At 42.1% G+C, this 14,059-nt stretch carries 10 protein-coding genes; 6 read left to right on the top strand and 4 right to left on the bottom strand.

The annotated features are described in order from the left end of the window. Positions 1–2: 2 nt before the first annotated feature. From gyrB to dnaA, 4 genes are all read right to left on the bottom strand, one after another. Positions 3–2,657: a DNA topoisomerase (ATP-hydrolyzing) subunit B gene (gene gyrB, locus B3S92_RS06665; RefSeq protein ID WP_296204100.1), complete on the bottom strand. Its 2,655-nt coding sequence runs from the start codon at positions 2,655–2,657 to the stop codon at positions 3–5. 329 nt (positions 2,658–2,986) lie between these two features. Continuing rightward, a complete protein-coding gene (gene recF / locus B3S92_RS06660; RefSeq protein ID WP_296204097.1) occupies positions 2,987–4,324 on the bottom strand; it encodes a DNA replication/repair protein RecF in 1,338 nt (445 codons plus the stop codon). 301 nt (positions 4,325–4,625) lie between these two features. Then, positions 4,626–5,801, bottom strand: coding sequence for a DNA polymerase III subunit beta (gene dnaN, locus B3S92_RS06655; RefSeq protein WP_296204094.1), 1,176 nt, complete (start codon positions 5,799–5,801; stop codon positions 4,626–4,628). Positions 5,802–5,983: 182 nt separating this feature from the next. Next, positions 5,984–7,387, bottom strand: coding sequence for a chromosomal replication initiator protein DnaA (gene dnaA, locus B3S92_RS06650; RefSeq protein ID WP_296204092.1), 1,404 nt, complete (start codon positions 7,385–7,387; stop codon positions 5,984–5,986). Positions 7,388–8,621: 1,234 nt separating this feature from the next. On the opposite strand from dnaA, the gene rpmH reads away from it, so the two are divergent. The 6 genes from rpmH (at position 8,622) to nrdR (ending at position 13,954) form a co-directional block, all read left to right on the top strand. Beyond that, positions 8,622–8,756, top strand: a complete 135-nt coding sequence (rpmH, locus tag B3S92_RS06645; RefSeq protein ID WP_007394757.1) for a 50S ribosomal protein L34 — start codon at positions 8,622–8,624, stop codon at positions 8,754–8,756. Positions 8,757–8,983: 227 nt separating this feature from the next. Continuing rightward, positions 8,984–9,367 carry a ribonuclease P protein component gene (rnpA, locus tag B3S92_RS06640; RefSeq protein ID WP_296204090.1) on the top strand — a complete coding sequence of 128 codons (384 nt, stop codon included), beginning with the start codon at positions 8,984–8,986 and terminating at the stop codon, positions 9,365–9,367. A gap of 84 nt (positions 9,368–9,451) precedes the next feature. Continuing rightward, a complete protein-coding gene (yidD, locus tag B3S92_RS06635; protein ID WP_296204087.1) occupies positions 9,452–9,832 on the top strand; it encodes a membrane protein insertion efficiency factor YidD in 381 nt (126 codons plus the stop codon). 290 nt (positions 9,833–10,122) lie between these two features. Then, positions 10,123–11,835, top strand: a complete 1,713-nt coding sequence (gene yidC / locus B3S92_RS06630) for a membrane protein insertase YidC (RefSeq protein WP_296204085.1) — start codon at positions 10,123–10,125, stop codon at positions 11,833–11,835. Positions 11,836–12,035: 200 nt separating this feature from the next. Beyond that, positions 12,036–13,427, top strand: coding sequence for a tRNA uridine-5-carboxymethylaminomethyl(34) synthesis GTPase MnmE (mnmE, locus tag B3S92_RS06625; RefSeq protein WP_296204082.1), 1,392 nt, complete (start codon positions 12,036–12,038; stop codon positions 13,425–13,427). A gap of 65 nt (positions 13,428–13,492) precedes the next feature. Continuing rightward, positions 13,493–13,954, top strand: coding sequence for a transcriptional regulator NrdR (gene nrdR / locus B3S92_RS06620; RefSeq protein ID WP_077451413.1), 462 nt, complete (start codon positions 13,493–13,495; stop codon positions 13,952–13,954). Positions 13,955–14,059 lie beyond the last annotated feature (105 nt).

The following is a 14,059-nucleotide window of genomic DNA, read 5'->3' as shown; positions in this document are numbered from 1 at the left end:
TATTAGATATCTAAGTTACTGACAGTAAGTGCATTTTCTTCAATGAATTGACGACGAGGCTCAACATCATCACCCATCAAGCAAGTAAATAAATGATCTGCCGCAATGGCATCTTCAATAGTCACTTTCAACATGCGGCGGTTCTCAGGATCCATCGTGGTATCCCACAGTTGGTCAGCGTTCATCTCACCCAGACCTTTATAGCGCTGAACAGATAAGCCACGGCGTGCCTCTTGCATTACTTGCTGCCATAAGTGGTCAAAGTCACGGAGCAACACATCTTTTACGGTGCCAGTGGTAGTATCACGGCGAACAAAGGCCGTTTCGGTTAATAGCGTATTCCACTCTGCAGACAGACGGATTAAACGCGCATATTCGCCTGAGTTTAAGAAGCCGGCATCTAGCAAATAGTGCTGTGCTAAATTGTGCACGTAAATGGTGATTCGTGGCAACCACTGTGGCTTAGTCGACAGCATTTCGCTATCCTCACCTTCCACAACTTCTGCACCATCAACATCGCCATTTGGACTGTCTACTTTAGCACCCAGTTTAAACTTAAACTGATTATTGGCATCTTTCGCCGCTTCAGAAAGCTCATCGGTGCGCGGCGCATGAATGTTATCAAGCTCAATCGATGGGCGTAAGTCGCTACCAAAGCGCTCTAATTGAGCTTGTAGCTTCTCTTTCCACTCACTCATGGCATCATAGTCATAAGTCATATCAGTGGTCAGCTTAGGCACATGGGTTAAAGCATCTAACAACACCGCAGGGTAGCGGATTTGTAGACGAGACTTCACCAGCTGAGTTTGGTTATAGTCATTTAATAGCTTCTCTAATGCTTGACCGGTAATGGCCGGTGCATCTTCACTGATGTGTAGCTTCATTTCATCAATGGTTGAGGACAGTAGATAGGCTTTTAACGCTTCATCGTCTTTTAGATATAACTCTTGACGGCCTTTTTTCACTTTATACAAAGGTGGCTGAGCAATATAGATATAACCGCGCTCAATCAGCTCTGGCGTTTGACGGAAGAAGAAAGTCAGGAGTAGCGTTCTAATGTGTGACCCGTCGACGTCAGCGTCGGTCATGATGATGATCTTATGATAGCGAACTTTATCCGGATTATATTCATCCGGACCAATACCACAGCCTAAAGCGGTAATTAAAGTACCGACTTCTGCTGAAGATAACATCTTATCAAAACGGGCACGTTCCACGTTAAGAATTTTACCTTTTAGCGGTAAAATGGCTTGTGTCTTACGGCTACGACCCTGCTTAGCAGAACCGCCCGCAGAGTCCCCTTCCACAATATATAATTCAGAAAGTGCAGGGTCTTTTTCTTGACAGTCGGCCAGCTTCCCTGGTAAACCAGCAATATCTAAAGAAGTCTTACGGCGGGTTAATTCACGGGCTTTACGCGCCGCATCACGGGCACGGGCCGCATCAATAATCTTACTGGCAATAGATTTCGCTGCCCCTGGGTGCTCAAGCAGATAATCACTAAACTTATCGTGCATGGCTGATTCAACAGCAGATTTCACTTCACTTGATACCAGTTTATCTTTGGTCTGACTTGAGAACTTAGGATCGGGAACCTTAACTGAGACAATGGCCGTTAACCCTTCACGAGCGTCATCCCCTGTGGTGTTGACCTTCTCTTTTTTCATCATGTTCTCATTGTCCATATAAGTATTCAGACAACGAGTTAAGGCTGAGCGGAAACCTGATAAGTGAGTGCCACCATCTTTTTGCGGAATATTGTTGGTAAAGCACAATACTTTTTCATTATAAGTATCGGTCCATTGTAAGGCTGCTTCAACCACGATACCGTCTTCTTGCTCGCTAACAAAGTGGAAAACTTCGTTCAGCCCCTCTTTACCTGAGTTGATGTAAGCCACAAACTCAGATAAGCCGCCTTTGTGCTCAAAGACATGCTGCTTATCAGAACGCTCATCGGTTAAGACAATACGTACCCCTGAGTTTAAGAAAGAGAGCTCACGCAGACGCTTAGCTAGAATGTCAAAATCAAAGGTCGTGCCAGTGAACACTTCTGGGCTAGGATAGAATCGAATTTGAGTTCCCGTGCGCTCAGTTTCTTCTAGCATCTGGATGTCACCATCAGGCACCCCATCGCTATAAGTTTGCTGATAATGGTGACCTTCACGCCAGATGTTCATTTCTAGTTTTTTAGACAGAGCGTTTACTACTGATACCCCTACCCCGTGCAAACCGCCTGAGACTTTATAACTGTTATCGTCGAACTTACCACCAGCATGCAGTACGGTCATAATAACCTGAGCGGCCGATACGCCTTCTTCAGGATGCACATCAACTGGAATACCACGACCGTTATCCATGACGCTAACCGACTCATCTTCATGGATGATGATATCAATTTGGTCACAATGTCCTGCTAGCGCCTCATCAATGGAGTTATCGACGACTTCAAATACCATGTGATGTAGGCCCGTGCCGTCATCGGTGTCGCCGATATACATGCCTGGACGTACGCGTACTGCTTCAAGCCCTCTTAATACTCGAATATTCTTTGAGCTATATTCTTCTGGGTGCACCCCTTCAGGGATATCCGATAACTCGACCCCTTCAGGCAAGCTAGCAGCTAGCTCTTGCTCGGTATTATGGTTTGATTCACTCATGTTATATCCTTTCCTAAAACGGCAATGCTGATATCCTCAGCAATTCAAATGGCATAGGGGTTTTCACAGCTCACTTGTTAACGTTACCCTCATTCTCGCTCAAATTTTACTTAACTGGCTGTTTACTTACTTAATGGACATTCTAATTTATAATTTACTGGGTTAAATCAGTGCCCATTAATCGGTACTTGGCCTTCCAATCTAGTCAAATACGCAGCTTTCTATGCCAATAATTTCACTATAAAACTTATTCGCCATTATAGCATTTTTTGGGGATAAAAGCATGATATATATGGGCTTGAATTGCCCCATATAATAACAATAAAGGCTTAATTTACGGCTTCTTCAGTCACCTGTCCTTGTTTCACGTGAAACATTTTAGCCTGTGGCCAATAAAGGCCAATTTCAGCCATAATTTGCGGCTCTAAACTGGTGATAAACACTTGGCAAGAAAGTTGTGACAAGGACTTTAATAAGATGGTCAAAGCCCGCTCATCCAGTTCAGCAGCAATATCATCTAACAGAACTAGGGGCATCACCTCCTCCTCACTTATAACCGCAGAATTTCCCTCTCCTTGCTTCACGGTTGCAAGCAAAGGCAGCTGTGACAGTTTTAAGGCAGTAATTAACAGCTTTTTTTCACCACGAGAAAGCACGTTGGCGGCTTGCTCACGTACATTACCTAATAAGCCGACCTCTTCCAAATTATAAAAATCTTGCTCTTCTTGATAGGGCTGCTCGGGGGCTAACCTAGATTCTGAGGTTTGTGGTTCTGAGCTTTTAAGTTCTGTGTCTTGCTGTCCTATATTTTTAGAACCTGCATTTTGAGAGCTTGTCTCTTGAAAAGCAGCCACTTGCTGTCTTGCTACTTCATCTTCAACCCACAACACTTGAACATCTGCTCGGTGACAGCCAATGCGCGTATACCCCATCTGACAATCTTGAGCCAACCGTTGCTGCAATAGTTCATCTAGAGCAACCTCAGTGTTATAGCCTGCTGAGAATTTAAGCTGAATAAACGGGGCATAGTCAGGTAAGAGTTGTTGAATAAGGGAGTTAAACAAGGGTTGCCACTCCTCAAAAGCCTGTTGGCGATAATGAGTAATGAGCGCAGCGTGATTGGCCAACCCTTTGTCCCAGGCCGCCAACTCTTGTAACTGATAGGAAGACAGTTTAGGTGATTGCTTTAATAACGCATTTCTTTGCTTCAATAAACGTTGATAAGACAACCACTGAGGATGAAACCCAGGTTTCACGTGAAACGTTATCCAGTCTAATAATTGTCTGCGGCTGCCACTGCCAATCTCCAAAATATCCATAGAGGACGGATCAATAAGCAAAGTAGGGAGCTGCTTGGTCAAAGCACTCTGGACATAAACCGCTTGCTGATCGAGACGCATAATACTGCTGGCATCTTGCGCCTTTTGAATTGCCATACTACTGCCATTGGCAAATTTAGCATATACCGTGGTATGAGGCGCATGATGCGAAATATAGCGTTTCGGTTGATGGTGTCGAAAGCTTTTGCCCCGAGAAAGAAGATATAAAGACTCTAATAAAGAGGTTTTGCCACTGCCATTAGCACCAATAAAAACATTGCACTGCCCCGGCTGAATATGAACCGCTTGCAAGTTACGCAATTGATGAACAGTAAGTTGGGTCAGCATAGAACACGCCTTTATTATCTATTGAATCCTATAAATGAGGGCACCGGCGCCTTGATTAAAGTCTAATCCCGTTACTAACCAGGCATTGTTAAGCTTTTTACAATTATAGTCTAGAGTAAACCGGTCTATTCAATTTAACATAATATATAAAAACCACACCCCATACATTATGTTAAATAGTTTAAGCGCTTGTACAACATAGTCTAAAGCAACAAGAGCGTTTTTTATCCAATAAAAAAGCAAAACCAAAAGGTTTTGCTTTTTTAGGTAAACTACATTAGTAGCCTGAATCAAATAAGGTTTAAATACGCATTGGCATGATGACATACTGGTGCTGAGTATCATTTAGCTGATTGACCAATACCGAGCTGTTGGCCTGGCTCATGTTCAATTGAACCTCCCCTGCCAATACATCTAACACATCTTGTAAGTAAGCGGCATTGAAAGACAACTCGATTGGCTCACCCTGATACTTCACTTGTAAGGCTTCTACTGCCTCATCTTGCTCAGCATTATTGGCGCGAACCTCAACATTGCCATCTTGCGAGAACTTAAAAATAACCCCACGTGACTTCTCATTACTGAGAATAGAGACCCGTCTTAGCACCTCTGTCATTTGTTCTTTATTAACCAAGGCTATTTTATCGGTGTTATTTGGCATCACTCGGCGATAATCAGGGAATTTTCCGTCAATTAAACGCGCCGTAAACGTCACTTTAATGCTATCGTCAATCTGACCGGTGCTATCGACATTCCCAAAAGGCAAGGTAACTTGTAAAAACTCTCTGCCAAACACCAAGGTTAAATTGCCATCATTGTCGCCTACTAACTTACCCAGCTCATTGCCCAAGCGCTCAAGCTCAATAACTGCCTTACGTGGCAAGATAGCCTGCATAGTAAAGTCATCGGCCACATCAATCACGCTACGCGCCAACGCCAAGCGGTGACCATCGGTGGCCACCGTGGTTAGCTGTCGCTGCGCCACCTCAAAAAGCATACCGGTTAAGTAGTAGCGCACGTCTTGAATAGCCATCGCAAATTGAGTTTTCGCCATCAGATCCATCAACACCGCTCTGCTTAAAGTCAATGGCGTGATATTAGCAGGATTACCTAATACCGGGAACTCTGACGCTGGTAATGTACCCAATACAAAGCGGCTTTTACCACTGGTAATAATGCAGCGCTCGTTGGCTTCAGCAGTCAGATTGATCATGGTATCTTTGGGCAATAACTTGCAGATTTCATGCAGTTTATAAGCAGGCAATGTAGTGGCACCTATAACGCCTGTGGCACCATTACCCAGCTTAACTTCCGCACTTAACTCTACTTCTAAATCCGAAGCCGTCAAAATCAGTAGCTGCTCAGTAACTTCCAGTTTTATATTACCTAGAACCACCATGTTATGGCGTTTGTCTGCTGCTTTGGCAATCAAATTGATGGCTTTTAACAGCAATTCACGGTTTATAGACAGTTGCATAATATTGGACTCTTTAATGGGGTCTTAATAGGGTTTATACCCAGTTTAATATTACTCGTTTGGTTTCGCTAACTTTTTTATTATCTTTCTTGTCTTTTACTGTTAGGGTGGTTAAGTATAACCAATTGAGGAAAGCTGTGCACAACCACTATGACAATTGATTATGCCCCCTACTCGCTTCATTATCCTGCCTGTAGTGTCATCGAAAGCGCTTTGTACTCTTTGTCTAACACCGGATCTTCACTGCGTAACTGCGCCACTTTTTCACAAGCATGCATCACCGTGGTGTGATCGCGGCCCCCAAAAGATTGACCAATATCGGGAAAGCTATCTTTAGTAAGCTCTCGCGCCAACGCCATGGCAATTTGACGTGGACGAGCAATACTACGCGTGCGCTTTTTACTCATTAAGTCTTTTACCGACACATCATAATACTCAGCCACTACCTTGCGGATATTGTCCATACTCACTGCTTGAGAACGTATGGCTATCACATCTTTTAAGGCATATTGCACCATATCTAAATCGATAGGATTGCCCGTTAAGTTGGCATTGGCTACCACCTGATTTAGCGCCCCTTCTAAGCGTCTGACGTTAGAGACCACGTTTTGAGCGATAAAAAGTGCACATTCTTTCGGCAGCTCTATCCCAGATAAAGTGGCTTTTTTCTGCAGAATTTGCATTCGAGTTTCCATTTCTGGCGGTTCTATGCCCACTGCCAAACCAGATGAAAACCTGGAACGAAAACGTTCGTCAAATTCAGTCATTTGTGAGGGGTGCCGGTCAGAGGCCAAAATAACCTGCTTACCCTCAACCATAAAATCAGCAAATAATGACAAAAACTCACTACTCGATTTGCTTTTACCTGCCAAAACGTGCACATCATCAATAATTAGCAGATCGACCCGTTTAATTTTGCGTTTAAACTGCTCAATTTTTTGATTACGCAGCGCATAAACCAACTGGTTAATAAACTTTTCAGAAGAAAAATAGTAAAAAGTCTTGCCGATCTTTAAGTACTTATGAGCCACTGAATGCATTAAGTGAGTTTTACCTAACCCCGAGGCTCCATATAAAAACAAAGGATTATGGCGATTCTGTGACTGCTTCTTACCTAGCTCTAGGCAGGCTTTGTAAGCCAACATATTTGACTTACCGCTGACGAAAGTCTCAAAGGTAAAATAAGGGTTAATATAACTTAGGGATTTATCAGTTCCCATCTGCGAGGCCTCGTTAACAGCAGACTCTATACCAACTGGGTGCGAGCTCGGCTGAGACCCACTGTATTGGCTACCAGCAGTAGGATTGTCTACTAAGTCTCGAGGGGGTTGTTGAACACTACTTTCAACCTGGATCACAACTTGGCTTATTTCGCCATTACTGTGTTGCTTTACCAGCTGTTCAATCGCATTAAAATGATTTTCTTGTACATGAGACACAAAGTATTGGTTAGGTGCCAGTAACTCTAACTTATCCCCAACCACTTTAGCAGACAGTGGCCTAAGCCACATCGTAAACTCATTTTCTTTGAGCTGATATCTTAAGTCATTAAGACACCTATCCCATAACGACAAACTATCTGACATGACCCATTAACCCTAATAAAAAGGACAAAAGAAGAAGAGTAGGGGGAGGTAAAAAAGACGGTCTCACCCTGTTTAATGCGGCTACTTTAACATATAAAATCACAAATATCATCAGAATTATTCTGTGGATAACTTTGTGGCTAACCTTGTGGATAACTATTTTTAGAGAGTTATACAGAGTTTAGTAACAGGTTATCAACAACAATAACCACAAGTTAAGATAATGATTTAGTTATATTTTTTGTAGTTATTCACAGATAAACAGGGTGCTAATAATAACAAAAGAACTATTATATATATAGTTATAGGGAACATCGCTTTCTGTGGATAAGTTTTCAATAAAATTAAAATCGCTTGTTCTAAAACAACAAAAGTATTCTCTAGAAGACAGAGACTTATCACAGTAATTGAATTTAAAAAACGAAATTTAGAGCAGTCTTTACAGTAACCAAATAGACTGTAAAACAATAGGGGTCAGTTGATAATTATAAGGTTTCATACGCAGCTTTAGTTTTAGATCGAAGCAAGCACAAACTTCGTTTTCAACCAGTATATTTATCACAACTGATAAGCATTCATTGTCTTAATGCTCATTAAAACTTAGACTCACAACAAGGATATCGAAAAATAAACCCCTCTCTGTTGTCAGTTCAGGGAGCATTCAAGACTTATTTATATCCAGCAAGTTGAATGCCCAGCAAGTAATCGATTTTTGCATCCAAAATATAAAAAATAGTAGCTATCCAGAGTAGCTGTCATAAATATATAGATCTTGGTCGACTACTCACGGCAATTTTTTTCATATCAAAAGATAACTCATTGAAAGAGACTTTGTTATAGAAACGGTTATTGTGTAATTTAACTTAATATAAATCTCGAAAATAGGCGGTTAAATTCGGCCTATTTGTTAAGTATAACTATATGAAACTAATGAAATTACATCGTGCTATTCTAAAGAACCTATAGTCAATAATACCTTTTTGTGAAAAATATTTAGCAAACTTTAAGTGGGTCATTAGTCGGGTAAAAAGAGGTAGTAAAAAGGATGGGCAGCTGAGAAAAGGGCTAAGCAACTCTCAGCCAGAGTAACGGCTCTAGTAAACACTTTGTTATTGGCGGCTTAAAACCTTTATTTATTATTGACAATAAGGGGCTTAACTGGCATAATCGCTCGCTACAACAAATTCTTAGTGAACGCTATTTATTTTAATTTCTTTGCTGTCAAAGGTGATTTATGAAACGTACATTCCAGCCAAGCGTTATCAAACGCAAGCGCACTCATGGTTTCCGTGCTCGCATGGCAACTAAAAAAGGTCGTCAAGTTTTAGCACGTCGTCGTGCAAAAGGTCGTCATCGTTTAACTGTGTAATTGATTATACTCATTGATAGTTTTAAACTTATTGATAGTTAATTACCGAAAAACTTTAGACAGACAAGTAATTCGTAGATTTTTATAAAAAGCACCTATTTATTAGGTGCTTTTTTTGATTATGGCCCGCAAAAATGAGGGGCTGAGGTTAAAGTAATCCCTATTCGCTTGCTCTCGACTTATTTGTACCAAAATTCTTGTTATCTCTTATTGTATGTTGACTTATCATGACTGACTACTGTTATCCCAAAGCAAAAAGATTATTGAAGCCTGATGAGTTTAAATCAGTATTTAATCAGCCCCTTTTCAAAATTCATAACTCTCATTTTATGGCGTTTGCTTACGACTCTAAAAACGAGCAAGCCAGATTGGGTATGGCCATTACTAAGAAAAGAATCCCGAGGGCGGTGGCGAGAAATACCATCAAGCGTATTATTCGAGAGCAGTTTCGTCATAAACATCCGCAGCTCCCCGCCTTAGATTTGGTTTTCATTTTAAAAAAGTCGACCAAGGCTTTAAGCAATGATCAGATGCGTCAAGAGATTGATGAGATTTTAGCCAAAGTGATTAGCAAACAGCGGCGTAATCTGGCAACCAAAACCCAAAATTAGTCAGTCATAATTGGACAATTAGCCACTTTGATCTAATTCAATTTTAGTTAGTGATATATTATACGGTATAAGAGGAGTAGGGGAGTGGGCTCACGTTTTTTCTCACGCTTATTACTAACTATTATTAACGGCTATCAGACTTTTATTAGTCCGTTATTGCCTGCTCGCTGTCGTTATTACCCTACATGCTCTGAGTATGGCAAGACCGCAGTGCTTTGGCATGGACCAGCACGGGGAGGATGGCTCGCCGTTAAGCGAATATGCCGCTGTCACCCTTTGGGAGGTCACGGTATCGATTTTGTTCCTTTACCTTTGTATAAGCTGATTTTTACTGCCTTACCAGAGTCTGTTGTTTCACGTGAAACAATCATAGTGGAACGCGGGGTTTATAAAGACAAAACCAGTTATACAGCAGCTGTTAATAGCCAATATGCTCGACCGTCGAAATTACGGCTACCGGATTAGAGATAATGTAGGTTAAAAAAGTTAGTGCAAATTAACAGGTTATCAATGTCTTCTTATCGTCAATAAAGGCTAAAAACATCGCTTCTATATCATTTGTGATGCTTTTTTAGTAAAATAGTCCCCATTTTGTAAATATTTTAAGGGTAAGGTGGCAACAGAGATGACAATACACTCACAATAGTTGCCCTAAAAGTAAAGGATTTACTGTACGGTTTTTTTTGGTAAATACCTGATAAATAAGCCCACCCTTTTAATTAAAAACTTCATTTAGAGTTGTTTAGGACAATCTTATGCAAAAGATACTACGGGTGCTCATCATCATTGCGATGTTGATTACCGCATATTTGTTGGTGCTAGCTTGGCAAAAAGACTATGCCAATGTGCCAGCCACATCAGCAGACGCAGTAACCCCTTCTGTATCCACTTCTAACACGGGTGCTGATATTCCTACTAGTACCGGTGACAGTGATATACCTGCAGCAACCGCATCAGCACCAACCGATGTACCGTCTAGCGAAGTGGGTGGTGAGACAACCAATGCCAAACAAGGTGACTTAATCAATGTCACTACTGATCGCTATCAAGTCAAAATCGATCCCGTGGGCGGCGATGTCGTTTATGCTGCTTTACGTGACTATGATGCCACTTTAGACAGTGAAGAGCCGTTTGTTTTACTAGAGAACTCGGGTCAACGTGTGTATGTTGCTCAGTCAGGTTTGATTGGACCTAACGGTATTGATACTGCAGCAGGACGAGCAAAATACAGCTATCAGTCTGACAACTATGTGATGCAGCCAGGTCAGAAAAAGTTAGAAGTGCCCTTAACTTATAAGCAAGATGATGGCGTGACCATCACTAAGACCTTCACCTTTACTGAAGGTAAATATCCTATCAGTGTTAATTACAATATTAACAACACCAGCGGTAAAGACTGGAATGGTCAGTTATTTGCTCAGTTAAAGCGTGATAGCAGCAAAGACCCTGGTATGTCGGATAAAGGCGCGTTAAGCATGGCCACCTATTTAGGCGGTGCTTGGGGTACTCCAGACAATGACTACAATAAACTTAAGTTTAAAGACTTCAATGATGGCGACTTAAAAGCGGCCAGCAATGAAGGTTGGGTTGGTGTGGTACAGCATTACTTTGTATCAGCTTGGACGCCTCAGAACTTTACGGGTCAATTCTTTAGCCGTGAAAGAAGTGGCGACCACTTCATTGGTATGAATAGCCAAAACTTTGTGGTTCCTGCGAATAAGCAAAAAGACATCGGAGCCACTTTATATGCTGGACCAAAAGATCAAACAGCACTACTGGAAGTAGCACCGGGTCTAAATAAAACGGTAGATTATGGCTTCTTATGGCCAATCTCAAAAGTATTGTTTGCTATCTTGGAAGGTATTCATAAAGTAATAGGCAACTGGGGCTGGTCAATTATTGCCCTAACTATCCTAGTGAAAATCGCCTTAATGTGGTTCTCAAATAAGAGCTACTACTCGATGGCTAAGATGCGTGCCATTGCGCCTCGCTTACAAGCCTTGAAAGAAGAGCATGGCGATGACCGTATGAAGATGTCACAAGAGATGATGGCCATCTACAAAGAGGAGCAAGTGAACCCAATGGCGGGGTGTTTGCCAATCTTATTACAGATGCCAATCTTCCTAGCTTTATACTGGGTATTGGTTGAGAGTGTTGAGCTGCGTCACGCCCCTTGGATTCTATGGATTCAAGATCTATCAGCCATGGACCCTTGGTTTATTCTACCTATGTTGATGGGGGCATCTATGTTTGCACAGCAAATGTTCAGCCCGCAGCCGACAGATCCAATGCAAGCCAAAGTGATGAAGTTCTTGCCTATTATCTTCACTTTATTCATGCTGTTCTTCCCAGCAGGCTTGGTACTTTACTGGACTGTGAACAACTTATTCACCATGGCGCAACAGTACATTGTGAATAAAAAAGTGGAAAGAGAGCAAAGAGAAAAAGCAGAGAGAAGAGCTGCTTAAGCTGCTAATACTCTCGCTATAATGTCTCAATAACGACTTTAAAGCACCTATATGCCACATATAGGTGCTTTTGTTTTGTGGATAGGGTTAAACTAACGGCCATTGAATAAAGCCTATTTAGCACCTACTATAAGACCATCAATAACCATATTTATAAAAAAAACACCAAAATGCTAATCCTTTAATTAGAGCTGATTTTTATGTCAAATACTAGAACCATCGCCGCCATAGCCACTCCTTTAGGAAGGGGTGGGGTGGGCATTATTAGACTGTCCGGCCCCAAAGCTTATGATATTGCTTGTCAACTTACTGGCAAAGATAGCTTTACGCCACGCCTAGCAAGCTTCTGTCGATTTTATGATGACAAGCGTAATGTGTTAGACGAAGGGCTAGTGTTGTATTTTAAAGCCCCTTATTCATTCACTGGTGAGGATGTTATCGAGTTGCAGGGGCATGGTGGCATGGTTTTACAAAACCAACTGCTAGCGCGAGTCTTTGAGCTTGGAGCGCATCAAGCACAGCCTGGTGAATTCTCTTATCGTGCCTTTGAAAATGACAAGCTGGACTTGCTACAAGCAGAAGCCATTGCCGATGCCATTGATGCCACCAGTGCAGCGGCTGCAAGTAGTGCTATTCGATCTTTAACCGGTGAATTCTCAAATAAAATTAACGATATTCTAGAAGCCTTAATTGAACTGCGACTGTATGTTGAAGCGTCTATTGATTTCCCTGATGAAGAAGATGTGGACTTCTTAAGTGATGGAGTAATCGAATCTAAATTGAAGAGTATCCAAGAGCGCTTAAAGACCATTTTAGCGACTGCTCAGCAAGGTCAATTGCTGCGCGATGGGGTACATGTGGTGTTAGCAGGGCGCCCTAATGCCGGTAAGTCTAGCTTATTAAATAGCTTAGCAGGTCAGGAGCGAGCCATTGTCACCGATGTGGCAGGTACCACTCGAGATACCTTACAAGAAACCATCGTACTCAATGGGCTGACCATTCATTTGACCGACACTGCGGGTTTGCGTGATACCACAGATGAGGTGGAGCGTATTGGCATAGAGCGCGCCCGTAACGCCATCAATCAGGCCGATTTACTGCTATTGGTGCATGACCTATCCAGACAGGCAAATCCCTTAGAATTAGCAGCAGAGCTGTTTGGCAAAAAAGAAGATGGCAGCCCTAACTATGACCCCTCTAAGCTGCTGCTTATTGGTAATAAACGAGATCTTATAGAACAAACTCAGTCTAAGAAAATGGCCGATAAAGTTGAAGTTTCTGGTTATGAACAAGTGAATGTTTCATGTGAAACATCAGAGGGTATTGAAAGCTTAATTGATACTTTATGCGATAAAGTTGGCTTCCACCCCCCAGAAAACAGCTTGATTGCCCGTACTAGACACTTAGACGCTTTACGAAGAACACAGCAGCATCTACAAGAGGCCCATGTGCAACTGGTGGACTATCAAGCGGGTGAGTTGGTAGCAGAGAGCTTACGTCAAGGTCAATATAGTCTCGGCGAAATCACCGGTGAATTCAGTGCGGATGATCTGTTGGGACGTATATTTGGCAGCTTCTGTATTGGTAAATAGCTACACTGTCTTTTATAACCTCACGCTTGTATCGCTAACTAATTTGATATTAATGGGAAACAACTATGCAGTGTCCATATTGTAATGCTGATGATACCAAGGTCATTGATTCAAGATTGGCGGCAGAAGGGGCACAAGTTCGCCGTCGTCGTCAATGTAACCAATGCCAGGAGCGCTTCACCACTTTTGAGGTGGTAGAGGTGGTGATGCCGCGTATTATTAAATCTAATGGGCGTATCGAGCCCTACGACTCCCAAAAGCTAAGGCGCTCTATTCAGTTGCCATTACAAAAAAGACCAGTGACCCTAGATGAACAAGAAGCGATGATTAGCCGTATCGAAAAGCGTATCCGTCAATTGGGAGAGCGTGAAATCAGTAGTAAGTCACTGGGTGAAGTGGTAATGAGTGAGCTAAAAGAGCTCGATGATGTGGCTTATGTGCGATTTGCTAGTGTTTATAGAGACTTCCAAGATATAGAAGCCTTCCGCCAAGAGTTACAAAATATCAAACCTACAGACGCCAAATAACAGCACCAATGCCTAAAGAAATCACAGTTTTGGGTCACTTAATCGTGACGTATTTTCTGTGCTTTGATTGAGCTTAATCCAAAGTGATAATACCAATTCCACAAA

Source organism: Psychrobacter sp. UBA3962 (assembly GCF_002385225.1).
In the GTDB taxonomy this organism is placed as follows: Bacteria; Pseudomonadota; Gammaproteobacteria; order Pseudomonadales; family Moraxellaceae; genus Psychrobacter.
Note: the sequence above shows the minus strand (reverse complement) of the source record. Positions and strands in the feature narration are given on the sequence as shown.